A 23,401-nucleotide genomic window follows, 5' to 3' on the forward strand; every position below is an offset into this window, starting at 1 on the left:
TCGCCGCTATTGGGCGGGGACGTACAGCGAGAGGGTCTCGGCGACGCAGGCGGGCCGCTTCTCGCCCTCGATCTCGATCGTCATCTTCAGGTTGGACAGGTAGCCGGCCGGGGTGCCCTTGACGTCGGTGAGCTCGCCGACCGCGCGGATGCGCGCGCCCACCGGCACCGGCCGGGGGAAACGGACCTTGTTGAGGCCGTAGTTGACGCCCATGGCGATGCCCTCGACCTTGACCAGCGAGAACATGAACGACGGCAGCAGCGACAGTGTCAGGTAGCCGTGCGCGATGGTGCCGCCGAACGGCCCCTCCTTCGCCCGCTCGACGTCCACGTGGATCCACTGGTGGTCGTCGGTGGCGTCGGCGAAGGTGTTGACCTGCTCCTGGGTGACGGTGCGCCACTCGGTGGGACCGAAGGTCTCGCCGACGGCCGCCTTGAGCTCCTGAACGTTCGCGAAGGTCCGCATGACGCGAAACGCTATTCCCCGGCCGCCGCGGCTGCCAAGTCGGGCCGCCGTCCGGGCGGGGCGGCGGCCGTTGCGAAGATCTTTACTCGAAAACCATCGCATAGGTGTTCGAGTCCGCGCTACAGTCGTGGGAGCGGCAATCGAACAAGGGTTCGGCCTGGTGAGAGGGGGTGTGTCCGATGGCGGTGCTCGCGCCACCCCGCGCCCGGACACGCCGTAGCGCTTTCTTCCCAAATCTAAGACGGCCGCTATATCCGGCAATAAAGTCCGAGAGCGTGGACCCTGTGCGAAACCCCTACGCTCCCGGCGCGGGACAGCGTCCCCCGGAGCTCGCCGGCCGTGACCGAGAGCTGCAGCAGTTCGAGGTCGTGCTCGAACGGGTCGCCCGTGGCCGGCCCGAACGCAGCATGGTCGTCACCGGGCTGCGCGGCGTCGGCAAGACCGTGCTGCTCAACACGTTCAAGTCCATGGCCATGCAGCGGCTGTGGGGCACGGGCAAGATCGAGGCCAGGCCCGACCAGTCGATCCGGCGGCCCGTGGCGGCCGCGCTGCACATGGCCATCCGCGAGCTCGCGCCGCGCCACCGCGCGCCCGAGCGCATCGAGGAGTTCCTCGGGGTGCTCAAGGCGTTCGCGATGCGCGACCCGTCCGCGGCCAAGGGCACCTCGCACTGGTCGCCCGGGATCGAGGTGCCCGCCAGCCGCGGGCGCGCCGACTCGGGCGACCTGGAGATCGACCTCACCGAGCTGTTCGTCGACGCGGCGAGCGTGGCGACCGACCTCGCGGTCGGCATCGCGCTGTTCATCGACGAGATGCAGGACGTCCCGGCGTCCGACGTCTCGGCGCTCTGCGCGGCCTGCCACGAGCTGTCGCAGTCGGGCGGCCCGCTCATCGTCGTCGGCGCGGGGCTGCCCCACCTGCCGAGCGTGCTGTCGGCCAGCAAGAGCTACTCCGAGCGGCTCTTCCGCTACGCGCGCATCGACAAGCTCGACCGGGAGGCGGCCGACCTGGCGCTGATCCTGCCCGCCCGCGAGGAGGAGGTGGAGTTCACCCGCGAGGCCCTCGACGCGCTCTACGAGGCCGCCGACGGCTACCCCTACTTCGTCCAGGCGTACGGCAAGGTCGCCTGGGACCTCGCGCCGCGCACCCCGATCACGCTCGACGACGTCAAGGTCTCCGCGCCCGAGGCCGAGGAGGAACTCGCGGTCGGCTTCTTCGGCAGCCGCTACGAGCGCGCCACCCCGGCCGAGCGCGACTACATGCACGCCATGGCGCAGATCGGCGACGAGCCGGTCGCCACCGCCGAGGTCGCCGAGGCTCTCGGCCGCAAGCCGTCCAGTCTGTCGCCCGCCCGCGACAGCCTGATCAAGAAAGGGCTGATCTACAGCGCCGAACGCGGGCTGATCGCGTTCACGGTGCCGCATTTCGGCAGATTCCTGCGCGCCCAGCCGGTGTGAGCCGGGCACGCTCCTAGTCCTCTATTGGGCTGTCTAGAGGGGAAGCTAGACGGCCCAATAGAGTCATATCCGCCTGCCCTCGCCCCCGGAGTCGAGGACAATCTATGGCTGTCTAGCTTCAGGCCGATACAGGGCTATAGACCGGCAGAGACGAGCCGCTGTCCTCGCCGCTGACCACCGCCATCCGCACCGCAGGCCGCCGCCCGCTGAGATAGACGGCGAACACCACGTCGTCCTGCCGCTCGTTGCGGAAGACGAAGAAACGCCAGCACAGCTCGCGCCAGCTGTCGTACGGCTCGGCCGAGGTCAGCTCGTGCCGGTGCGCCCGCCAGGGGCCGCTCGCCCGCAGCCGGGCGAGCGTCGCCGACTCGGCGGGGCCGGGACGCTGCTCGCAGGGGGCGCGGTAGCGTACGCGGTCGATCAGCTCCTCGATCTCCGGCGACAGCGCGGCGAGCACCAGCACCCCGGCCGCCGTCAGCCACGACAGGCCGGTGGCGGCCGTCCAGCCGGACACCGGCGCCCACACCGACACCACGGCCATCCCGGTCAGCACCACCGTCCTCGCGATCGAGCGCAGCCCGACCGGGGCCGAGCTGACCTCGCCGAAGCAGCCGCAGCCCGCGTCCGGCCGCCGCCTGCGCAGCTCCAGCAGCACGTACGTGGACATCGCGAAGAACGCGACCGTCCCCCACCGGAAGAACGGATGCGTGCCGAGCGCCAGCCCGGCCGCCAGCACCGCCTCGACGGCCGCGCACAGCAGCAGCGCGGGCCCCTGCAGCCGGCCGGGCATCAGCACGGCCGGGCCGAGCCGGGACAACGCGCCGGGCTCGCCGCCGGAGCGTACGGTGACGACCTTGGCCACCGTGCCCAGGCCGAGCAGCACGACGAGGATCGGCAGCTGTGATTCCAGCACGCGGGTCACCCCAATCCGATCTGAGCGTTGAAGCAGCCTTTCACCAGATCGCCGCCGAGCTCCACATAGGAGTACGGCGACAGCTCCGCGATCCGCCCACGCGGCGAGGTGTCGCACTCGACGCAGCGGTCGCAGAACCGCCCCGCCAGGCACCCGCAGGCCACCACGGGGACGTTGGCGGCGCGGCCCGAACAGACGTTCCTGATCTGCAGGAGCGAGCCGATCGCGAGGTACGGCAGCCCCGCGCAGGACACCCCGGCGTCCGCGCAGCCCGTGTCGGAGCGCTCCAGCATCGGGTACGCGGCGCCGCGCTCCTCCTCGTCGAACGTGTCCGACCAGGTCGCGGTGCCGGCGATGCGCTGCTGCACGCCGGCGTACGCGGGCGGCGGCGACGGCACGGCGCGGGCCGGGTAGGGCGGCTGCGAGGTCGCCGGCAGCAGGGCCTCGCTCGCGCCGTCCCCGCGCAGGCCGATCGCGTCGAACAGGTAGCCGGGCTCGAACTTGGGATGCCGCACCTGGAGCCGTCCCGACGCGCGGTAGGGGATGACGACCGTGCGGTGCCCGCGGTGCGGCCCGCAGTCCAGCTCGACCGTCAGGTCCTTACGTCCGTCGATGGACTGGATCGTCCCGGTGATGCGGGTCGTGTCGGCCCAGATGCGTTCCACGACGCGGCCCTCGCGCAGGGTGCGCATCATGACCATCGCCCCCACGGGCAGGCTCGCGGGGGCGACGTCGGCGCCGTGCCAGGCCCGTGCCCACGGGGCGATCACCAGGCGTTCCTGGGCGCCCTCCGGGGTCTCGATGATGATCAAGTGGGGGCTGATGTCGAGGATCTCGCCGGCCACCGCCCGCAACGGCCCGCCCCCGGCTCCGTCGGGGCCGCCTGACTCGTTCTTCCCGTCCGGCCCCTCCGGGCCCGGGACGCCGGGCTCGCGGCCGAGCGCGGCCGCGGCGAGCACGCGGCGGCGCTCGACGCTCGGATACCCCATCCGCCCTCCCTCGCTCGCCTACTAGGGTCACACGACTCGCGAGCGGATCACGCCTCGTGGCACACAAGGGAGCAAAATACGCATCCTCGGGGAAGTGCCCTGACATCCGGCGGTGGAAGGATCGCCACCGACCTGGACGGACCTTTGTCGTCGGCGGACCGAAACCTGAATTGCAGTTCAGCCCGAAAAGGGCATCCGGCTGCGATTCTGGCCACGATGCAGACCACGGACTGGGAAGAAGAGTTCCGCGAGTACGTCACGACCCGCGGTCCCGCCCTGCTGCGCGCCGCGAACCAGCTCACCGGGCACCCCCTGGACGCCGAGGACCTGCTGCAGAACGCGCTCACGAAGACGTACCAGGCGTGGGGGCGCATCGAGGACCGCCGGGCGCTCGACGGGTACGTGCGGCGCGCCATGGTCAACATCAACATCTCCCAGTGGCGGCGGCGCAAGGTGGAGGAGTACCCGTCGGGGGACGAGCTCCCCGAGGTCGTGGCCGCGTCCGAGGCGGCGCCCAGCGGCGAGGTGCACGAGCGGCTGGAGGAGGCGCTGAGGGAGCTGCCCGAGCGGATGCGGGCGGCGATCGTGCTGCGGTACTACGAGGACATGACGGAGCCGGAGATCGCCAGGACGCTGGGGATCAGCGTGGGGACGGTGAAGAGCACGGTGTCACGCGCGATGGGCAAGCTGCGGACCGCCCTGGGGCTGCCCGGCTAGTGCCCTGGGCGCTCGCGGACGCGGCTCAGGGCGCGGTCGGGACGGCGGCGCGGTTCATGGCGCGGTCGGGACGGCGGCGTCCGCGCATCCGGCGGGATCGGAGGCGGGATCGGAGGCGGCGTCCGGGATGGGATCGGCGCCGGCGGTGGCGCAGGGCCGGACCACGTCCCTGATCTTCCTCAGGCTGGCCAGGAAGGCCGCCAGCTCCTCGTCCGGCAGCAGCCTCGTGAAGGTCCTGTCGATGTCCTGGAGGTGCTCGGGCAGCACCGACTCCAGCCGCTCCCGCCCGGCCGGCGTCAGGACCGCGTAGGAGGCGCGCCGGTCGCTGGCGCACGCCTGCCGCGCCGCCAGCCCTTCGCGTTCGAGCCGGTCGACGACGCGGGTCACCCCGCTGGTCGACAGCCCGGTCTGCGCGGCGAGATCGCTCATCCGCAGCCGCTGCTCGGGGGAACGTGCCAAGCGGATGACGGTCTCGAAGTCGATCTCCGACAGGCCCGCGCGCGCCAGCGCGGGATGCAGCCGCGCCATGATGCCGGCGTGCACCTCGGCCAGCAGGCCCAGGGCCGTGAGCCGGGAATCCTGGTAGTTCATCACGCTCATATCATAGACGACGATAGTTGACGTGTGGAATATTCCTCATGTAGAAAGTTGTTGAGGAAGACAACCGCACCGCAGCGTCATCGTCACGAGGAGAACCCCATGAGCACTCGTACCTGGGAGAGCCTGACCATTCCCGCCGCCGGCACGTACAACCTCGACGTCGCCCACACGCGCATCGGCTTCGTCGTCAAGCACATGATGGTCAGCAAGGTCCGCGGACACTTCAACACCTTCAACGGCTCGGTCACCATCGCCGAGAACCCGCTCGAGTCCGCCGCCGAGCTCACCATCAAGACCGAGAGCATCGACACCGGCGCGCCCGACCGCGACGGCCACCTCCGCAGCGACGACTTCCTCGCCGCCGACAAGTTCCCGGAGATCACCTTCAGGAGCACCCGCGTGGTCGGCCACTCGGGCGACGAGTTCACCGTCGTCGGCGACCTGACCATCCGCGACGTCACCAAGGAGGTCGAGCTCACCGTCGAGTACGGCGGCGCCGGCACCAACCCCTGGGGTGCGGCCGTGTGGGGCTTCTCGATCAGCACCGAGTTCGACCGCGAGGACTTCGGCCTGACCTGGAACCAGGCCCTGGAGACGGGCGGCGTCCTGGTCGGCAAGAAGGTCAAGATCGAGATCGAGGGCGAGGCCAACCCGGCCGCTTGATTCCGCGATCGCGTAGGGTTATCCACAGCCCCGAAGCCCGCCCACGCTCCGGGCGGGCTTCATCCACAGCCAGTTACCCACAGGCTGTTGATAACTCTTGGTGAAGGCGGGCGCGGATTCGCTTTGCCGCCTCGCCAGAAGGCCGGTACTCTGTGCTGAGCCGCACCGGCTACCAGGAGGATTCGCCTAGTCAGGTCTATGGCGCCGCACTGCTAATGCGGTTTGGGTTTAACGCCCATCCGGGGTTCAAATCCCCGATCCTCCGCAGGTGAGAGGCCCTCTTCCCGAGCGCGGGAAGAGGGCCTTTTTTGATCCCTGTGGACACCTTGCTCGGTCACCAGCGTCGCAGCGAGGTGCCTCGCATCGTGAACCCGTCCGTCCCGGACGCCGGCCTGCTTGAGGACGGCCTTCCACTGCTCCCAGTCCTCCGTACGTTCGATCGGGCCGCCGAGCGTCGTCGCGAAGACCAGATCGCCAACGGTCCCTTTGCCCGCGTTCTTCGGCCGCTTGGACCTTCTTGTGGGCCCGTAGGAGAGCCAGGAGCGCGGGAAGACACTGGAGGGCCGGCGTGGGCCGGACTTGGCGATCAGGGAAGCGAGAGTGTGACCACGGTGGCGTCGTCGAAGGTCTTGCCTCGCGGCCATCGGGATCCACCGGGGTCGCTGTGCTCGGCCTCGCGTACGCGGCTGATCAACGCCTCCGGGCCCTCCTGGTCGAGCAGGTTGAGGGCTTGTCGCCAGGTGGCGAGGTGGAAGCGATCGACGAGGCGGGATGCGCCGTCGCTCAGGAGGACGACCGTGCGGACCGACTCCCTTGGAACCGTCCCCGTAAGGGCCTGGTCGGCGGCGAGCGGGTCGGTGGCCGCGACCCAGAAACCGCCGTCGCGGTTGCGGTGCGCACGCAACGCCTCTACGTAGTCGCGGTGGGCCGCCTGGTGTTGGGGGCTGCCCGAGTCGAGAGCGTCCATCGCGCTGCGGTAGCGAGCACCGACCTGCGCTTCGCGATCATCGTAGATGACCATCGGTTCTGCGCTGTCGCCTGTGTCGAGGACCAGGCTGGAGTCCGCCAGGACGAGCCATTCGAGGGCGTCGTCCGTACGCCGGAGCATCACCACGGTCGCCGAGGGCGAACCGGGGTGACCGAGGTCGCAGGTGTCCTCGTGCAGGCCAGCCATAGCTTTGATCTCGCCTGCCAGCAGCTCGGGCAGGGTCTCGTGCTTCTGCGTCATGACGGCCAGCAACGAGGAGCCCAGCGTGCGAGCGAACCAGGCGACCCCATGTGAGCAGCCGGACTCAGAGCCCGCGGGCGTGCCGGCCCCGTCGAGGAGGACCGCCGCGTCTGCGCTCACCGCGGCGAAATCCTCGTTGGGACGTCCCGGAGCCGCTTCGGTGGCCAGCGCGACGCGCATGCTCACCCCTCCTCGTGCCGGTAGAGCGGACTGGCAAGCTCGACCTTCACGGGTTCCCCGCTCTCCGGCTCGTACTCCGTGGACACGACAGTCGAGAACGGCTTGTCCGCCACCTGGCCCCACAGGGCCGCCAGCTCGGTTTGCAGCAGCCGGACCACGCCGAGCGTCCCTTGGGGGTGGATGCCAGTGAAGACCAGGACGTGGCCCGCCCCATCGGGGCGGGGAAGCCGTCCGAGATAGGCGTAGTCGATCGGCCGCGCGGGCTCGTCATCGGAGCCCGACCGGTAGCGTTCATCGGTCCGGGTGTCGTGAAGCGTCCACACGTCCTGCTTCACCCACTCCAGCACCGGGTCCCTCTCGTACAGCTCGCCCATGACCGTCGAGAGCCGTGGCCCGCAGATCACCACGAGGTTGGGCCGATTCAGGTTGACGTCGCCACCGAGGGGGACGTGCTCCAGCTCCACGGCCAGGTCAAACCCACGCGCGAGATCTTCCAGTCGCTTCGCCGCCGCGACATCCTCCACAGCGACGACAGGGCGTGCTTGCCGGGCTTCCCGCTTCAGAGGCGTGATCAGCGTGATCGTCCCCTGGCCGAAGAAGGCTCCTTCGGGGGCCGGACCGGTGTGGCGGATCTGGTGGATGCGACCGCGGGTGAGGCCGGCTTCCTTGGCGATCTGGGCGTACGACATGCCCTGCGCGTGCAGTTCTTGGATGACCCGCCGGCGAAGACGTGACAGCTCGGTCACCTCCTGCTGCGCGGCGTTCAGGCGCTCGGTGGCAACCCGGAGCAGTTGATACGGATCTTCGATCGCTGCGATCCGCTCCACGTCGTTCGATGGCAATGGTCCCCCTTGGATCATTGCCGATGAGTCTAGGCCCCTAGACAGAATGCCGTCTATCCCCCTTGACGGTATGCATTCGAGCGCTTCGCCGGTTTTTGGATCTACTGCCCGAATTGCTGAACGCCGCCGAGGAACCCCGCGCGGACTCACCGAGCAAGCCCTGACAACAGAGCCTGCCACAGCTTGTACGCCTCCGAGGGCCGCATCCGGAACGTGTCCGACACCTGCCACCCGGTGCCGGCCTGCACGTACCGCCTGATGAACCCCTGCCCAGCAGCCTCGCGCAACTCGTACACGATCGGCCGACAATCACACGTCCATCCCACGACTCTCTGCCTGCCGTCGCGGCGAGGCGCTCGCCATTCGAGGAACGCACAGGAGGGTCGCGGCGGTGCGACGTGGGGCGAGAGGCACATCAGCAGTCCTGTCGCTGCGCGCGAGACGCGTCGTTCAACGAAGCCCAGACGGTCCGGCCTCTGTGGTCACCCAGCACGCCCCACTCGGCCGCCATCTCGGACACGATCCGCAGCCCGCGCCCGCCTTCAAGGTCGGGATACTCGGGGAAGATCCGTGGCCTACCCGGGCCTCCTTCGTCCAAGACGGCGATCCACAAGCGCCCGACATCGCCGCGAATGGTCACGAGAAAGCGACCGCCGAACCGTCCACTCGCCGAGTGCCGTATCGCGTTCGTTGCCAGCTCACTCACGATCAGCTCGGCCGTCGCGACGTCAGGCCAGCCCTTGAGGAACGTGGTGACGAAGCGCCGGGCTTCGGTGATCGAGACGGTGGACCCGAGGAAGTAGCGAGAGATGCACCAAGCCGACACGGGAAACTCCTGGTGTCTAGGGGACTATACGCCGCCGAGCACCAAGCGTATGAGCAGCATTGCAGCAAGCTCAAGGTATTCCACGTATAAATACGTGCTCTAGCGAGTGTGGGCTGCCAGGTTCCTCATGTCCTGGGCGATCTGCCCGAGAAGATCCCGCACTTCATCCCCGTACACCGCAGCGTTGCCGAACAGCTCGAAGGTCTCCTCGTGAGCCGTGATCTCATGCGCCTGTGTCATCGTGAGATCACCGGTCATGCTCTCGACCACGCTCGCGCCCCCGTCGTAGATCGTGAACCCATGCAGCGGAAAGGCTGGCGCCTCCACCGTCCAGGGCACAACTCCGAGCCGCACATGCGGCATCGTGGACACCTGAGCCAGCCGATCAAGCTGCGCCACCATCAGCGCCGGCGACCCCGGCCAGGTCCGGACCGCTCCCTCGGTCAGCAGGAACGCGAACTCTCGATCCGCCTCGAACAACACCGCTTGGGCATTCAGTCGAACGGCCGTAGCCTTGGCCGCGTCCTCCTCATCAACATCGCGGCCGATCGCCAGCGCGAGCCTGGCATATTCGGCGGTCTGCAAGATTGCCGGGATCATCGCGGACTGGAACGACACCACCCGCCGCGCCGCACGCAATCGAGCAGCATTGGCCGCCTCCCGGCCGGCAAGCCCACCCTTGAGCCGAGACACCTCATCACGCAGCCGGGCGAGCAGGTCGTCCAGTTCTGCCCGCTCACCCTCATTCAGTCCAAGAGCATCGGCCAGCCGATCAACCGTCTCAGGCGTAGGAAGTAGCCGACCCGTCTCTATCCGGGAGACGGTGGGCTGAGCGACCTGAGCACGCTGCGCCAGTTCCTTCCCAGTCAGCCCCGCCCGCTTGCGCAGCCTCCGCAACAGTTCACCCAACGCCCGCAAGCGATCCCGTCGATCCTCCACACCGAGCGTTCTACCACTCCCGCTGTGCCGGTCATTGCCGAATTGTTCTCTTGAGGATCAAGCGGCGGCGCGGCGCGCCGCCTTACCCCCGGCCCTCCGCCCGCCCGCCGTCCGGGCGTGCGGCCTGGGGGCCGGTCCCGGACGGCGGCGGGACACCGGGCCGGGCACCGCACGCCGGCCCCGGCGCCGGCCTACTTGAGGATGGCTTTCCAGACCTTCCAGTCCTCAGTACGTTCGACGGCGGTGCCGTACTTGGTCGCGAAGACCAGGTCATGCTCTTCCCATCGGTCTTCGGGCGGGCACTTGTCCGCGTGACCGGCGTAGTCCTTGAGACAGGGCCGCTTGTAGCAGACGTGACCCGGCTTGGTGCAGCCCGGCTTGCACGTCGGGCCCTGAGTACCTCGACACCGCGTACACGACGATGCTGGACAAGGTCTGTCCACAAGCACGGTCCTGAAGGTGCACCGGATCATCTCCCGTGCGGGTGGCGCTGCTGATGCGGTCCGCGGACCTGCTCACCGGGCAGGACTGACCAGGGGGCGCCACAGGCCCGGGACACCGCACCGGCTCACCGGCGGCCCAGCCCCGCGTCGCGGGCCCGGATGATCGCCTGGGCGCGGTCGGTCACCTGGAGCTTGGCGAAGACGTTGGACACGTTGTTGCGTACGGTCTTCGGCGACAGGTAGAGCCGCTCGGCGATCTCGGCGTTCGACAGCCCCGCCGCGATGAGTTCGAGCACTTCCCGCTCGCGGGCCGTGAGCTGCGGGAACGGCTCCGGCCGCGGCACGTCGCCGCGGGCCAGGCGGGAGAAGTAGCCGCTCACCCGGGCCGCCAGCGCCTGCCCGAAGATGACCTCGCCGCCCGCGACCGCCGTGATCGCGCGCAGGATCTCGGTCTGGTCGGCGCCCTTGAGCAGGTAGCCCCGCGCGCCCGCGCGCATCGCGGCCAGCACGGTGTCGTCGTCCTCGTGCATGCTGAGGACCAGCACGCCGGTCTCCGGCACGGCCGACACGATCCGCTCGGTGGCGCTGACGCCGTCCAGGCCGGGCATCTGCAGGTCCAGCACCACCACGTCGGGCCGCAGGTCGGCGACGAGCGCCACCGCCTCGTGCCCGTCGGCCGCCGTGCCGACGACCTCCACCTGTCCCGTCGAGGCCAGCATCAGGCGCAGGCCGTCGCGGTACACCGGATGATCGTCGGCCAGCACCACGCGCGGCGCGCTCACGCCACCCCTCCCGACGGCAGCACCGCGTGCACCCGGGTGCCGCCGCCCGCGCGGAGCGTGACCGCGCACCGGCCGCCCAGCTCCCGGGCCCGTTCCCGCATGGCGATCAGGCCCACGCCGGGCGCGGCCCCCGGCTCCACGCCGCGACCGTCGTCCACCACTTCGACCTCCAGTTCGCCGCTCGTCGTGGTCAGGCGGATCTCGCAGCTCTCCGCCGCCGCGTGCCTGGAAACGTTCACCAGAGCCTCGCACACGATCCGGTACGCGGCGACCTCGGTCGCGGCCGGCAGCCCGTCCAGCTCGCCGCGGACATCCACGCGCACGTCCAGCCCGCCGTCGGCGAACCTGGCGGCCTCCTTGCGCAGCGCCTCCGCCAGGCCCCACTGGTCCAGCGCGGGCGGCCGCAGGTCGTGCACCAGCCGCCTGACGTCCTCGATGACCGTGGCCAGGTCGGCCCGAACCTGGCCGAGAACCTCCCTGGCGGTGCCGGGGTCACGGGGCATCAGGTTGCCCGCGGCCTCCACCTTCAGCGCCGCCGCGGCGAGGGTGGGCCCCAGGCCGTCGTGCAGGTCGCGGCGCAGCCGGCGGCGCTCCTCGGCCACCCCGGAGACCAGCCGGGTACGGCTCTGCTGCAGTTCCTCGGTGAGCTCGATCGCCCTGACCGCGGCGGCCGTCTGCCGGACGACGTCGGCCAGCAGGCGCTGGTCGGACTCGGCCAGCCAGCCGCGCGGCACCAGCGACAGCCGCCCGATCGGATCGCCGCGGTAGGCGATGGGCAGCACGACCACGTCCCGCTGCGCGGTGCCGTGCTCGGCGGCGAGCATGCCGCCGTCCGCCTTGTCCAGCTCCACCCGCGCGTACGGCGACCCGTACGCCAGGCAGATCGCGCGTACCGTCTCCAGCAGTTGCCCTTCGGGGTTCGTCGCCTCCTCCAGCCGCCTGGCCAGGGCCGAGACCACCTCGTACGGCTCCGCCCGCCCTGTCAGCACGCGGTTGACCCAGCGCCGCGCCCGGTCGCGGAGCGGCGCGTACACCACGGCGACCGCGGTGGCGGCCAGGACGGCGGCCACCGGCTCGTTGATCAGCGCGCCCAGGCCGACGAAGATCGGCACGTCGACGATCACGACGACCATGGCCAGTCCGCCGTACAGCAGGGTCCAGTTGAGCAGCGGGTCGATGTCGTAGAGCCGGTAGCGGCCCACGGCGATCAGCACGGCCCCCGCGATCGCCAGCAGCGACACCACGAAGGTGAGGTCCTGCGGCAGCCCGTCCACCACGAGCGGAAGCAGGATCAGCACGCCGTTGAGCACCGCGGCCAGCGCCATCCACCGCAACTGCGCCCTGAGCACCCCGTGCGAGCCGCGGAAGCGGCGGACGAAGACGACGACGGGCACCGCGGTGCTCGCTGCGAGCAGGGCCGGCGCGGCCGCCATCAGTACCGTCCAGACCTCGTCGGGCACCGCGGGAAGCGGCAGGTCGATGCCGGGCCAGGAGCGGCCGTCCTCGGACAGCAGCCGCCAGGGCACCACCATGAAGACGGCGGAGGACAGCCCGGCCGCCCCGACGGCCACCCACGCCGCGAACCGCCAGCGCGGCGACGGCAGGCGTCCGTCGGGGAAGAACAGCAGCACCAGTGGGGTCACCAGGTTGAGCAGCGGGCCCATGCGGGCGCCGACGAACAGGGCGGCGGCGGTCAGCGGGAGCCGGCCGCCGTGCTCGTTCAGCGACAGGACGGCGTAGGTGGCGCCCAGGGCGTTCACCCCGGCGGAGGCGCCGCCGCCGATCAGCAGCCAGGTCATCAGGTGGCCGGGCAGCCGGGCGGCGAGCACGAAGCCCGCCACTGCCAGCGCGATGCCGGGCACGCACGAGGACCACGGCTCCCAGTCGAGGGGTTGCGGCCGGGGGGCGGGACCGGACGACATGTCCAGCCCGATGGCGGTGAGCGTGGAGACGACCGCCAGGACGGCGACGGCGGACGCGGCCGTCCTGGCCGCGTCGCGGCCACCCGCGTGGTACCTGAACACCCCTCTAGCGTGGCATGGGCGGAGACCGGGGACAGGTGACCGCTGTCCCGGACCGCCGGGACAGCGGTCCTGTCCCGGCCGGGACAGGACCGGGACAAAGGACGTGGCTGCGTTCCCTGGTGGCCCGGGACCGGCGGGGGAGAACGTGGATGCCGTAGCGCGGCGGACGCCGCGCACCGAAAGCGGATCGCCGCACTCCGGCGGGGATCGACGATGGAGGAGGCATACATGTCAGACGGCCGGCGCGACTCATCCCCCCACCGGGACGGCCCCGCGGGGGCGGCGCTCGCGGGTCCGCCCGGCGCGGTGTCCGGCCCCGCCGGGGGCGACGGGCAGGCGGCCGCGCGCGTGTCCGGCGCGCTGCTCGCGCTCGGCGCGGTGGCCTGGGCCGTGGGCACCGTCGTGGTGGGGGAGAAGATCCAGGAGGGCGTCCAGACGCTCGACACCATCACCGGGATGATGTTCGTGGTCGGCGTCTGGGCGTTCGTGCGGCACGTGCTCGCCGACCGCGCGAGCGGCGTCCGCGCGGGACGGTTCATCCCTATGGTCCTGCTGGTCACCCTCCTGGGAGCGTTCCTGCTGAACGCGCTGTCGTTCGGGTACGCCACGCACGACGACTTCCCGCTGTGGCTGATGATCATGGACGCCTTCTGGCCGCTGAGCATGTTCGGGATGCTGGTGCTGGGCGTGGCGATCGCGGTCACCGCGCGGTACCAGGGGATGATGCGCTGGCTGCCGCTCGCGGCCGGGCTGTGGTTCCCGGTCACGATGGCGGCGCAGATCCTCGCCGGCGGCACCGCCTCCACGCTCGTCAGCGCCGCCTGGCTGACCGGCACGTACGCCGTCATCGGCGTACGGCTGATGCGGGGCTGACGTCAATGAACGAGAACCGTGTGAGCGAGCGGTCGCTGGCGCCGACCGCGAACGCCCTGTTCGTCGCGTGGACGGAGCGCACCGGCATCGCCGTGGAGGTGTGGGCGCTGGCGGACCAGGCGGTGCCGCCCAAGATCGCCGATGGGCTGCTCCGCGCGCTCGCCGAGGCGCTGGCCGCGATCGAGGAAGGCGTGTGGCCGCGGGCGGTCGCCGTCGCGCTCACGTCCGGCCCCCGGGGGGTGCGCCTGACGGTGAGCCACGACGGCGCCGGCGAGCCGTGGCCGGGGAGCCGCCTGGCCGTCCTGCACGCGACCTTCCTGGAACTGGGCGGGCGCGTGAACGTGACCTACGTCCCCGGCGGTGGCACCACGCTGACCGGCACGATAGCGGCCGATCGGCTCGGGCGCTGAGTGGACCGGCCAGGCCCGTCAGCGGCGGGCGCCGCCGGGGATGGCGAACTCCGCCTCGCCCGGGAACTCCCGCAGCGGGCGCCGTCGAGGGGCAGCAGCCGCAGGCGGCCGGTGCGCAGGTCGGGGGCAGTTCGACGACCGCGTAGCCGTCACGGGTGGGGCCGACGGCGTAGCGGCCGTCGGGAAGCGGCGTGCGGGAGACGAGCCGGCCCCCCGGGTCCAAGCGCAGCACCGCGACCTTGCCGCCGGCGTATTCCAGCACGAAGACGCGCTCCCCGCTGACCTGGACGGACAGGCCGTGGTCGGCGGCCTGCCGGTGGCCTGGACCAGCTCGGCCATCACCGCGCGCGCCTCGCCTTGGATCACCGTCCACTCGCCATCGGTCAAGGCGCAACCACTGGCGCTCAGGGACGCGGGCGTGTAAATGGACAACCACGGGCTCCTGGTTGCCGAGCTGCGTAGACACCACCTCAGCCTGAATCCACGGCGTGAATTGGCGTGATCGTTTTCCGATCCAATTTCTCGACGAGGCCTGGTTCCGCAGGCGAGGGCGTGTTTTCGGGCGTGGCAGGGCCGCCGTGCTCGGGTCACGGCTTGTCCAGGAGCTGGCTGATGACCGGGATGGTCGTCCAAGGGCGGTGACCGGGGTTCGGGCGGGTCAGGCCACGATCATGGAGCTCGCGGCGGCGAGACATGGACAGGCCGCAGGTGGAAGGCCGTCTCTCGGCCGTAACGGTCACGCGCTGACGACCCAGCGGCCGCCGCCCAGGTGATGGGCGGCCGTGGTGTGCAGGTCGCTGTCCACGTACTCGGTGGAAGCGCTGATCACGGCGGACTCCTGTAAGAGCGCTGAGACGGGGTGACCGCCCGCGCTGTCCCGGAGAGAGCGGCGCGGGGGGCCGGTCGGCAGGAGCCGGTGGGGGCTCCTTACCGACGTCTTGGCGCGGCCCCGCCCACCCCCGGAACAACGCTGGCATGAGGGACGAGCGGGGCCGCCACCCGGTCGCCGCTGGCCTCAGGTGAACCCCTGCGTCCTGGACGCCGGCCTACCCTCTGACGCCTGAGGATGGTTCCATTGCTCCGTACGCTCGATCGGGCCGCCGAGCGTCGTCGCGAAGACCAGATCGTGATCGGTCCCTTTGGCCCGCAGCTCTGAGCCGTTCGGCCGCCTGGACCTTCTTGTGGGCCCGTAGGAGAGCCGGGAGCGCCGGAGGATTTGCCCCATTTTCCCGACTCCGTTCGCGACGAGGTCAGCCGACCCAAGGCTGCGCCAGCAGCACCACTCGATCGGCTTCGACATCGAACCCGAGTACCGGGCTGTTCCGATCCCAGTCTCCCTCTGGCGACATCACCACCGGCTTGCGCAGTCGCCGCCCGATCGTCGTGATGAACTCACACAGGATGTCCAGCCGCTCCTGTCCCTGAAGCTCTCGCAGATCGACGTCGAACTCGATCGCGTCATCCGACAGGAACCAGAAGATCGCCAGCACATCCGGCACCGGCCAAACGCGAAGAGTCGGGGACTCGGCGTCCACAGGCAGGGATAACACCTGCTCGGCGCGGGGCAGCGGCATGACGACGTCGCCTTCGCGATACTCGCTCCTCCAGCCATGGGCTTCGACCAAATCGAAGAGCATCTGCCAGTCCTCGAACGAGGTGTCCGTGACCCAGACATCCGGCAGTGTCCCCATCAGGTCGGGATCGAAGAAACCCTTGACCTCGTCCCACACCAGTTCCGACACCCCGCCATGCTGCCCGCTTATGCGAGCGACCGCACCTCGCGCAGACCGAGCCATCGGGACCTCGTGCCAGATCCGTACAGAACAGACGGGGAACCCCGGTCACCCACGGACACTCACGGTCAACCGTCCCGCCCTGGCCTGCACCACCGTTTTCCCAGCTCAGCCGGATATATCACCCGCCCTGGTCCACCCTGTGACAGGCCACCTCGTGTGCGTGAAGGATGTCGGCCCCTCCTCTGTAGCCTCCCAGAGACAAGGAAGGGAGCTGGTATGAGGGCACAACCGCAGGACTTCATCTCCGTCGGTGCGCCTCTGCCTGAGAAGAACCTGCGGGCCATCCGTGCCGCGCTGGTCGTCCCAGAAGATCGCCGGGCTTTCGAGCAGGGCTCAAGGCCGTGCTCGACGAGGTCAGGGTCAGCCTGGATCTTCGAGCGCTGAACGCTTTCGTGCACCGCTGGTGGATCTGCGCGTGTGGCACCGCAAAGGATCCGAGGGGCGCCGTCAGATGCACGTCCGCGCCCAGCAGGCCCTGGCCGGCGAACCCGTTCCTGATGGGAGGCCGTGGCGGGAGGTCCTTGGAGTGGGGACTCGTACAACTCTGCGTTGCCCCTGGTCAGATGCCTTGATTCTGGGAACGTTCGCAAGCTGACAGCCCCGCTCGAGCTCCACCCTGTTGCGCGATCATTGGGTGATGAGAGCACAAGTGACTGCCTTCCGATGGCCGGATCTCGAACTCGGGCGAAGCATCGGCGACCCTGCCCATGCCTGCGAGCTACTGGAGATGTACGTCGGCCCGCAGGGAGAGCCGGGCGAGGAACGGTTCCAGCTCACCGTCTGCACCCCGTCGGCCCTCGCTGATCAGCTCGTACAGCATCCCTTTCTCGTCGGCCGCCATTGGCTCTTCGTGCCCGAGTTGCATCCCGCCGAGGTGGCCAAGTGGCTGAGCGAGCGGATAGCAGTGCTGGAGGCTCCGACATGGGGCGAAGTCGCCGAGAAGATCGGCCGGATCGGAGAGTGGGAGTTCGAAGACTACGACAGTTGAAGCCCTCCGGCCGGGTTGCAGTTCACCGCTGTCCCATGCCGTTCCAGATCCGGAGGTTCACCGTCGACGGCGGGAGCCTGTTGGTATCAGCGCGGTCCGCGCCAGTGGGCGAGCTGTCCGCTTGTGCTCTTGATCACCCGCGGTGCCGACTCGTCCTGAGGCCAGATTTGCAGGAGGTAACGGTCGATGACCTCGTCGACGGTATCCAGCTCCGCAGCCTCAGTTCATGGACGTCCTCGCCGCCCACTCGTGCAGGGACGGCTGTCCGGCGTCCGACTTGAAGCTGATCTCCACGATGTCCTCGTATCCGTCAGTGTTTGCCCCCGGGTCAGGAAGGCTCCGCCGCCATCCACCCGTATGATCCCGACAGGATGCTCACGATGGTCGGCGGGGACTCCCTCCGGGCCCATGGCGTCGTCGGTTTCATCGATGAGGTACGCGTGTCCATAGTGAACGCCGAGATCGAACGACACGGTGCGAGGATCGGTCATGGCGAGATCCCCCCTGGCCCAGGGCGTCAGGCTGAGAAGTCCTCCAGGACGTCGAAGATCTCGATCGCCGAGGGGGCCTGCATGCCGGGCGCGTCGGCGTTGGCGTGAGCGGCCTTGAAGGAGTCGGACTTCATCCAGGCGCGGAAGTCGTCGGCCGAGTCGAACTCCATGGTCGACACGTACGGGTGGCCGGGCTGGGTCGGGCGCATGAGCAGGCTGCGCCGCAGGCCGGGCACCCCGGCGAGGGTCGCGCGCATGCTGGCGCTGAAGGTCTCCTCGAAGGAGGCGGCCTGTTCGGGAGTGACTTCGATGCGGTTGTGGACGACGTACATGGTGATCCTCCGAGACGTGGGAGACAGCCGACCCCACAATCTTACCGACATCGCGTCGGTAAGATTGTGGCGGCCTCGAACCGGAAGGCCGGCCCACGCCACTGCTTCATCCGGCGCCTTACCACCGTGGTCATCGCCGGGTGGAGTCGCGCGGGACCAGGCGCCATTCGACCGGACCGGTCTCGGCCGCCGCTTCCTCGCCCAGGACCAGCCGCGCGCAGCGGGCTCCCTGGGCGCGCAGGTTCTGCGCGACGGTCGTCAGCCCGGCGGCGGCGGCCGCGTCGGTGTCGTCCCAGCCGGTGACGGCGAGGTCGTCGGGGACGGCGAGACCGGCACGGGCGGCCGCTCGCATCAGGCCCAGGGCGAGCTCGTCGCTCATGGCCATGACCGCGTCCGGCGCGTCCGGCCCTTTCAGGAACGCCGTGGCCAGGGAGTCGGCCTCGCGCGCGCTGTTGCGCGCGCACACCGCGATCCGCACCTGCGGCCATCGGCCGCCGGCCGCCTCCCAGGCGTCACGGACTCCGCGCAGGCGCTCACGGGTCACAGGGAAAGTCGCCTCGGCCGGATCGAGCCCGTTGCGGACCCCCGGCGTCCTGGCGCGATCGAGCGGGAAACTGAGCACCATCGGCCGCCGGGCGCCGGCGAGGGCCTCGGCGGCGACGGCGCGGGCCGCGGCACGGTCGTCGATGGCCACGATCGGCAGGTCCAGGTGGTGTGGTCCGCCGTGCACGACGGCGGGGAGACCGGTGGCGGCCACCGCCGGCAGTACGGGGTCGTCGTCGCTGGTCGTCCAGACGACGAAACCGTCCACCGCGGCCTCGGCGACCCGGTCGGCGTCGGAGGGCGCCCCGGTGATGGGCAGGATCGTGAGCCCCAGACCGTGACCGGCGCAGACCTCGGCGACGCCGGCCAGGAACCGGGCGGCCTGCGGGTCCTCGAAGGCGTAGGTGAGGTGCTCGCCGAGCACCACCCCGAGGCTGCCGGCCCGTCCCCGGCGCAGTGAGCGGGCCCCCGGATGAGGGCCGGGATATCCCAAGCGGGCGGCGGCCTCGCGGACCCTGGCCCGGGTACGTTCGGAGACGCGATCAGGCTGGGCGTAGGTGTAGGAAACGGTCATCACTGAGACCTTCGCCGCGCGGGCCACCTCCGCCATGGTCGGCCGGGGCCGAGAAAGGTCTTTGGCCATGCCTCACCCTATCTTGTGTATCGTTACACGGCATGTGTACCGATACACAAGCAGGCGCCGGTCATGGTCACAGCCGAGCCTGGGTGCCGTACGCCGGATTCGCTGTCTTCGGCGCGTTCTGGGGCGTGTGGGGCGCGTCCGTGCCCGTCATTCGCGACCAGGCCGGGCTGACCGATGGCCAGCTCGGCACGGCGCTGCTGTTCATCGCCGCCGGCGCCCTGCCCGCGATGCCTCTCGCGGGCCGGGCCGTGGACCGGTGGGGGCATCGCGTCACGGCGATCACTCTCACGTCGCTCGGCGTCGCCGGCATCGCCGTGGCCGTCACCGCTCGCGACCTGCCTGCGCTGTGCGTGGGGCTGGCGGTTCTCGGTGCGTCGTCCGGCGCTGCGGACGTGACGATCAATGCGGCGGCCGGCTCCGTCGAACGGGCCAACGGCCGTCCGGTCATCACCAGGGCGCACGGCTTCTTCTCCTTGGCCGTGGTCGCGGCGAGCCTCGTCACCGGCCTGCTGAACGCCGCCGGCCTGCCCGTGGCCATGCCGTACGTGCTGATCATGCTCGCCGCCGGCGCTGCGAGCGCCGCCATCGTCACCGGCGATCGCACGCAGGCTGATCCCGGCCGTCACGGTCACGCCCGCACTGTGACCGCGTACAGCCGGCCGGGTCTGCGCGCTCATCTGCCACTCCTGCTTGTCGCGGGCGGACTCGGCGCGCTCGGATTCGCAGTGGAGAACGCTCACCAGAGCTGGAGCGCCGTCTACCTCGCCGATACCGTGCACGCCGGACCCGCGCTGGTCGGCGCTGGGCCCGCGGTCTTCGCACTTGCCGTCTCGCTCACCCGCTTCGCGATCAGCGCGGTGAAGACCCGTCGCGCCTGGATCGTCCTCACGGCCGGGGCGGCGATCTCCGCGGCGGGGACGTCCCTGGTCGCCCTCACCGCGTCTCTCCCCCTGGCTCTGCTCGGGCTGGCCCTGGCCGCCGTCGGCACCGCCGTGCTCTTCCCCACCGTGCTCGGCCTGGCCACCGCCAACGTCCCCGACGCCGCCCGCGGTGCGGCCACCTCGGTCGTGTCCACCTTGGCCTATCTCGGTTACCTCGCCGGGCCGGTGTACGTGGGGCACTGGGCGCAGGCGTCCGGGCTGCCGGGCGCCATGCTGGCCGTGGCGGCACTCGCGGCGGCGTTGGCGCTGCTGGCGTGGCCCGCACTCAGGGCCGTCGCCCCCTCTCCCGCATGGCGCGCCACCGCCGAAGCGGGAGCGACGGGCAGGCCGCACGCGTGACGGGACAGCTCGTCGCGGGCGCTCAACACCGCGCCCCCGCCAGGACCGCCGGCCATGCCGCAGGCAATCCCTTGTGATCTCGACTCCGCGCGGGCCCTAGGAATAGTGGTGGAGGACGCTTCTCGCGAGCTCCTGGATCCGGGCGCGGGCTTCGGGAGGGTCGGTCACGGTGATGCTCTCCGCGAACTGCAGGAGCTGGCGCACGGCCTCGAGTTCCCGGTACGTCACCGTGATGGCGACCTCGTCTCCACCCTCTGGAGGGTGCACGGTCAGGCGGGAGCCGAGGATGCGTCTGGCGCGATCGAGCTGGCGGGCCTGGAGCACCGCGTGAACCTGGAGGGCGTCGGTCGTCTCCCAGCGGGCGGTGAGCTCCGCTGCCGCGCCGGCGAGGGTCGTCTCAGGACGCAGCCGCCGCGGGACGCGCATGGGCCGCCAGTCGACGAGCCGTTCGAGGGAGTACAGGCGGGGAACGCCCGCGCGGTCGGCGACGAGATACCAGCGACCCGCTTTGGCCAGGAGCCCGTAGGGGTCGACGACCTGCCAGGTCGGCCCGGCCTCCGCCGAGCGCCTGTAGAGGATGCGCAGTCGCACGCCCCGGCGCACGTCGCCGATGATGGCACTCGGGTCGGCGCCCTGGGCGTCCGGTCCGAACCAGGGCCTGTTGTCGGTGGTGACGACGGCACTGAGCGGCAGGAGAGACGGCGCCGACCGGCGTACCGCGACTTTCTTGTGGGCTCGGCGGCTGTCGGCGGCGGCGCCCAGCTGGCGGCGCTGCTCGTCGTCGAGCCCGTGGAGCGCGAGGTGGTCTCGTTCGGTCGGGGTGAGCCGCGAGGTGTCGAGCGCGCCGCCGGGCAGCAGCGTCACTCCGCCCCAGCGGCCTCGCTCGACGAGGATCGGGAAGCCCGCCTCCTGCAGCCACCGCAGGTCCCTCAGCACGGTGCGCACCGAGACCCCGACCTGATCCGCGAGGTCACCGGTGGTGATTGTCTCCCGGGTCTGGAGCGCCAGCAGCAGAGAGAAGAACCGATCCGGTGTCATGAGGCCAGAATTCCATGAATCACGACGGATCCTGTCAGGTATGACAGGCAGGCTCCCGGTGTCCGGACCGATCCGGGAACACCGAAGGAGATCACTCATGGCAGTCCCGAACATGTTCATCTTCTACGTCTCCGACGCGCCCGCGTCCGCGCGCTTCTATGCGGAGTTGTTCGAGATGACGCCGAGCTTCGAGAGCCCCGGCTTCATCTCGTTCGACCTCGCCGGCGGAGTCCAGTTCGCCGTATGGGGCGGGGGGCCGGACCGCGCGGTTCCGTCGCGCACCAGCGAGCTGTGCCTGGCACTGGACGGCGGTCGCGAGCAGATCGACCGCCAGTTCAAGGAGTGGGCGCACAAGGACGTCACCATCGTGGAGGAGCCTCACGACGAGATTTTCGGCCGTACCTTCGTCGTCGCCGACCCCGACGGCAACCTGATCCGGGTGGCACCCGTCGACTGAGGCGCCTCCCAGGCCGCGCCCATGGCCCCCGGCCTGTCGGCAGAGCACCGGCGAAGCCGAAGGCGTAGCTGCCCCGCTTGCCTGGTCAGTACCAGAGCTGGTTGTAGTTGGTGCCCGAGGAGCAGCTCCAGATCTGGATCTTGTTGCCGAGGGTCGTCCCGCCGGCCGTGTTGTCGAGGCATTTCCCGGTGGCGACATTCACGAAGCGGTAGTAGCTCTTGTCGTCCCCCGAGAACCGGAACTCCTGCCGCCACATCTGGCGGGTGTTGCCGTATTCGCAGTTCATCTGGTTGATCGGCGTTCCGTTGGTGATGCCGGTGCCCTGCACCACCATGCACTTGTCGCTGTACTTGTTGCGCAGCAGCCTCGTGTTGCTCGACTGGCCCGGGGCGCTGTCGAGATACCAGTACTGGCTCGCCCCTCCGTAGAAGTCCCAAAGGTGGACCTTCGCGTAGTTCGCGGTGGAGGGGCCCTCCACGTCTATCACCATCCGGTTCGACTCGCTGACGGCACCGGAAGCCCACCAGAAGGGGCCGGCGGTGGCAGCGGTGCCGATCGCGTCGGGAGTCTTGGCGTCGGGGGCAGGGGTGGGGGTGGCGGCCGCAGCAGCAGGGATCAGGGTCATGGCCGGCAGGGCGATGCCAACGGCGGTAGCGGCGAGGAAACTACGAAGCTTCACGGTTCTCCTTGATGGGCATTCGAAGCCCGACAAGCCCGCATCTTCTGGGGCAAATGGCGTGATAAGGGGAACCATATTCACGCCTGTATAGCGGCTGTATATTGCCTGCCCATGGCGTTGCCGCGACGTTCGTCGTCGAGTACCGAGCCCATCGCCGCACACTCCGCGCTCACCGCCGGGATTGTCGGTGGGCCGGTTTACGGTGGGCGGGTCGGAGTCGTTGTGAGCAAGGGGAGATCGTGACCACCATCGAGCACCGCCCGAACACCGCACTCCTCGTCATCGACGTGCAGAACGCGGTGGTCGAGGGCGCCTACGAGCGTGACGCGGTCGTCGCGAACATCGGCCGCCTGGTCGAGACGGCGCGGAGGGAAGGGGTTCCGGTCGTCTGGGTGCAGCACCACGACGAGGAGCTCGTGAGAGGGAGCGTCGAGTGGCAGATCGTTCCGGAGCTGACTCCGGGGGACGGCGAGCCGCTCGTCGAGAAGTCCTACGGCGACTCGTACGAGGACACCACGCTGGAGAGCGTGCTGGCGGGCCTCGGGGTCGGGCGGCTCGTCGTCGCCGGAGCGGAGACCGACGCGTGCATCCGCTCGACGCTGCATGGCGCGTTCGCCAGGGCATATGACGCGATCCTGGTCGGCGACGCCCACACGGCGCAGGACAAGTCGGCGTGGGGCGCGCCGCCGGTCGAGCAGGTCATCGCGCACACCAACCTCTACTGGCGTTTCCAGGCGGCGCCGGGACGGACGGCCGGGACGGTCGAGACCAAGGAAGTCGTCTTCGGTGGCGTGAACGCTTGA

The 23,401-nt window shown here is 70.1% G+C and carries 25 protein-coding genes and 1 tRNA gene; 11 read left to right on the forward strand and 15 right to left on the reverse strand.

Annotated features, from left to right (window positions below):
* Window positions 1-6: 6 nt before the first annotated feature.
* Window positions 7-465: a MaoC family dehydratase gene (locus tag Nocox_RS00945; protein ID WP_020542421.1), complete on the reverse strand. Its 459-nt coding sequence runs from the start codon at window positions 463-465 to the stop codon at window positions 7-9.
* Window positions 466-740: 275 nt separating this feature from the next.
* Here Nocox_RS00945 and Nocox_RS00950 point away from each other — a divergent pair, with 275 nt between their 5' ends.
* The gene (locus Nocox_RS00950; protein ID WP_026214171.1) at window positions 741-1,922 is read left to right on the forward strand and encodes an ATP-binding protein; all 1,182 of its coding nucleotides are present in this window, start codon (window positions 741-743) and stop codon (window positions 1,920-1,922) included.
* A 118-nt stretch (window positions 1,923-2,040) separates the two neighbouring features.
* On the opposite strand, the gene Nocox_RS00955 is transcribed toward Nocox_RS00950, so the two are convergent.
* Window positions 2,041-2,835: a MauE/DoxX family redox-associated membrane protein gene (locus Nocox_RS00955; RefSeq protein ID WP_246649716.1), complete on the reverse strand. Its 795-nt coding sequence runs from the start codon at window positions 2,833-2,835 to the stop codon at window positions 2,041-2,043.
* A gap of 5 nt (window positions 2,836-2,840) precedes the next feature.
* Window positions 2,841-3,824, reverse strand: coding sequence for a hypothetical protein (locus Nocox_RS00960; protein ID WP_020542424.1), 984 nt, complete (start codon window positions 3,822-3,824; stop codon window positions 2,841-2,843).
* Between the two features lie 216 nt (window positions 3,825-4,040).
* Here Nocox_RS00960 and Nocox_RS00965 point away from each other — a divergent pair, with 216 nt between their 5' ends.
* Window positions 4,041-4,541 (forward strand): SigE family RNA polymerase sigma factor, encoded by a 501-nt coding sequence (locus Nocox_RS00965; protein WP_020542425.1) that lies wholly within the window; start codon window positions 4,041-4,043, stop codon window positions 4,539-4,541.
* Window positions 4,542-4,595: 54 nt separating this feature from the next.
* Here the strand turns inward: Nocox_RS00965 and Nocox_RS00970 are convergent, their stop codons facing one another.
* On the reverse strand, window positions 4,596-5,132 hold the full coding sequence (locus tag Nocox_RS00970) for a MarR family winged helix-turn-helix transcriptional regulator (RefSeq protein ID WP_246649828.1): 537 nt from the start codon (window positions 5,130-5,132) through the stop codon (window positions 4,596-4,598).
* Window positions 5,133-5,240: 108 nt separating this feature from the next.
* Between Nocox_RS00970 and Nocox_RS00975 the strand changes: the two genes are divergently transcribed.
* Entirely contained in the window at window positions 5,241-5,804 is a 564-nt protein-coding gene (locus tag Nocox_RS00975) for a YceI family protein (protein WP_020542427.1), read from the forward strand.
* 175 nt (window positions 5,805-5,979) lie between these two features.
* A tRNA-Ser gene (locus Nocox_RS00980) sits at window positions 5,980-6,069 on the forward strand.
* 321 nt (window positions 6,070-6,390) lie between these two features.
* On the opposite strand, the gene Nocox_RS00985 is transcribed toward Nocox_RS00980, so the two are convergent.
* From Nocox_RS00985 to Nocox_RS01010, 6 genes are all read right to left on the reverse strand, one after another.
* Window positions 6,391-7,212 (reverse strand): protein phosphatase 2C domain-containing protein, encoded by an 822-nt coding sequence (locus tag Nocox_RS00985; RefSeq protein ID WP_026214172.1) that lies wholly within the window; start codon window positions 7,210-7,212, stop codon window positions 6,391-6,393.
* Window positions 7,213-7,214: 2 nt separating this feature from the next.
* Complete coding sequence (locus tag Nocox_RS00990; RefSeq protein ID WP_020542429.1) at window positions 7,215-8,039, reverse strand: sigma factor-like helix-turn-helix DNA-binding protein; 825 nt, start codon at window positions 8,037-8,039, stop codon at window positions 7,215-7,217.
* A gap of 430 nt (window positions 8,040-8,469) precedes the next feature.
* The gene (locus tag Nocox_RS00995; RefSeq protein ID WP_020542431.1) at window positions 8,470-8,880 is read right to left on the reverse strand and encodes an ATP-binding protein; all 411 of its coding nucleotides are present in this window, start codon (window positions 8,878-8,880) and stop codon (window positions 8,470-8,472) included.
* Window positions 8,881-8,979: 99 nt separating this feature from the next.
* Window positions 8,980-9,789 carry a helix-turn-helix domain-containing protein gene (locus Nocox_RS01000; RefSeq protein WP_211212583.1) on the reverse strand — a complete coding sequence of 270 codons (810 nt, stop codon included), beginning with the start codon at window positions 9,787-9,789 and terminating at the stop codon, window positions 8,980-8,982.
* A 598-nt stretch (window positions 9,790-10,387) separates the two neighbouring features.
* Window positions 10,388-11,044, reverse strand: coding sequence for a response regulator transcription factor (locus Nocox_RS01005; protein ID WP_020542433.1), 657 nt, complete (start codon window positions 11,042-11,044; stop codon window positions 10,388-10,390).
* Complete coding sequence (locus tag Nocox_RS01010) at window positions 11,041-13,068, reverse strand: sensor histidine kinase (protein ID WP_020542434.1); 2,028 nt, start codon at window positions 13,066-13,068, stop codon at window positions 11,041-11,043. The genes Nocox_RS01005 and Nocox_RS01010 overlap by 4 nt, the downstream gene beginning before the upstream one ends.
* 228 nt (window positions 13,069-13,296) lie before the next feature.
* On the opposite strand from Nocox_RS01010, the gene Nocox_RS01015 reads away from it, so the two are divergent.
* Both Nocox_RS01015 and Nocox_RS01020 read left to right on the forward strand, forming a co-directional pair.
* Window positions 13,297-13,941: a hypothetical protein gene (locus Nocox_RS01015; RefSeq protein ID WP_020542435.1), complete on the forward strand. Its 645-nt coding sequence runs from the start codon at window positions 13,297-13,299 to the stop codon at window positions 13,939-13,941.
* Window positions 13,942-13,961: 20 nt separating this feature from the next.
* Window positions 13,962-14,351, forward strand: coding sequence for a hypothetical protein (locus tag Nocox_RS01020; protein ID WP_020542436.1), 390 nt, complete (start codon window positions 13,962-13,964; stop codon window positions 14,349-14,351).
* Between the two features lie 1,250 nt (window positions 14,352-15,601).
* On the opposite strand, the gene Nocox_RS01025 is transcribed toward Nocox_RS01020, so the two are convergent.
* Window positions 15,602-16,093, reverse strand: a complete 492-nt coding sequence (locus Nocox_RS01025) for a hypothetical protein (protein WP_020542439.1) — start codon at window positions 16,091-16,093, stop codon at window positions 15,602-15,604.
* Between the two features lie 395 nt (window positions 16,094-16,488).
* On the opposite strand from Nocox_RS01025, the gene Nocox_RS42710 reads away from it, so the two are divergent.
* Window positions 16,489-16,719 carry a hypothetical protein gene (locus tag Nocox_RS42710; RefSeq protein ID WP_246649717.1) on the forward strand — a complete coding sequence of 77 codons (231 nt, stop codon included), beginning with the start codon at window positions 16,489-16,491 and terminating at the stop codon, window positions 16,717-16,719.
* A gap of 65 nt (window positions 16,720-16,784) precedes the next feature.
* Window positions 16,785-17,135: an Imm8 family immunity protein gene (locus tag Nocox_RS01035; protein ID WP_033408680.1), complete on the forward strand. Its 351-nt coding sequence runs from the start codon at window positions 16,785-16,787 to the stop codon at window positions 17,133-17,135.
* Window positions 17,136-17,652: 517 nt separating this feature from the next.
* Here Nocox_RS01035 and Nocox_RS01040 read toward each other — a convergent pair.
* Window positions 17,653-17,958 carry an antibiotic biosynthesis monooxygenase family protein gene (locus tag Nocox_RS01040; protein WP_020542441.1) on the reverse strand — a complete coding sequence of 102 codons (306 nt, stop codon included), beginning with the start codon at window positions 17,956-17,958 and terminating at the stop codon, window positions 17,653-17,655.
* Window positions 17,959-18,088: 130 nt separating this feature from the next.
* The gene (locus Nocox_RS01045; RefSeq protein ID WP_246649718.1) at window positions 18,089-19,075 is read right to left on the reverse strand and encodes a substrate-binding domain-containing protein; all 987 of its coding nucleotides are present in this window, start codon (window positions 19,073-19,075) and stop codon (window positions 18,089-18,091) included.
* Between the two features lie 152 nt (window positions 19,076-19,227).
* On the opposite strand from Nocox_RS01045, the gene Nocox_RS01050 reads away from it, so the two are divergent.
* Window positions 19,228-20,424: an MFS transporter gene (locus Nocox_RS01050; protein ID WP_020542443.1), complete on the forward strand. Its 1,197-nt coding sequence runs from the start codon at window positions 19,228-19,230 to the stop codon at window positions 20,422-20,424.
* 96 nt (window positions 20,425-20,520) lie between these two features.
* Here the strand turns inward: Nocox_RS01050 and Nocox_RS01055 are convergent, their stop codons facing one another.
* Window positions 20,521-21,462 carry a helix-turn-helix transcriptional regulator gene (locus tag Nocox_RS01055; RefSeq protein ID WP_020542444.1) on the reverse strand — a complete coding sequence of 314 codons (942 nt, stop codon included), beginning with the start codon at window positions 21,460-21,462 and terminating at the stop codon, window positions 20,521-20,523.
* Between the two features lie 97 nt (window positions 21,463-21,559).
* Between Nocox_RS01055 and Nocox_RS01060 the strand changes: the two genes are divergently transcribed.
* The gene (locus Nocox_RS01060; protein WP_026214174.1) at window positions 21,560-21,919 is read left to right on the forward strand and encodes a VOC family protein; all 360 of its coding nucleotides are present in this window, start codon (window positions 21,560-21,562) and stop codon (window positions 21,917-21,919) included.
* 85 nt (window positions 21,920-22,004) lie between these two features.
* On the opposite strand, the gene Nocox_RS01065 is transcribed toward Nocox_RS01060, so the two are convergent.
* Complete coding sequence (locus Nocox_RS01065; protein ID WP_157382955.1) at window positions 22,005-22,598, reverse strand: RICIN domain-containing protein; 594 nt, start codon at window positions 22,596-22,598, stop codon at window positions 22,005-22,007.
* Window positions 22,599-22,837: 239 nt separating this feature from the next.
* On the opposite strand from Nocox_RS01065, the gene Nocox_RS01070 reads away from it, so the two are divergent.
* Window positions 22,838-23,401: an isochorismatase family protein gene (locus tag Nocox_RS01070; RefSeq protein WP_020542447.1), complete on the forward strand. Its 564-nt coding sequence runs from the start codon at window positions 22,838-22,840 to the stop codon at window positions 23,399-23,401.

Origin of the sequence: Nonomuraea coxensis DSM 45129 (genome assembly GCF_019397265.1) — a bacterium.
GTDB lineage: Bacteria > Actinomycetota > Actinomycetes > Streptosporangiales > Streptosporangiaceae > Nonomuraea > Nonomuraea coxensis.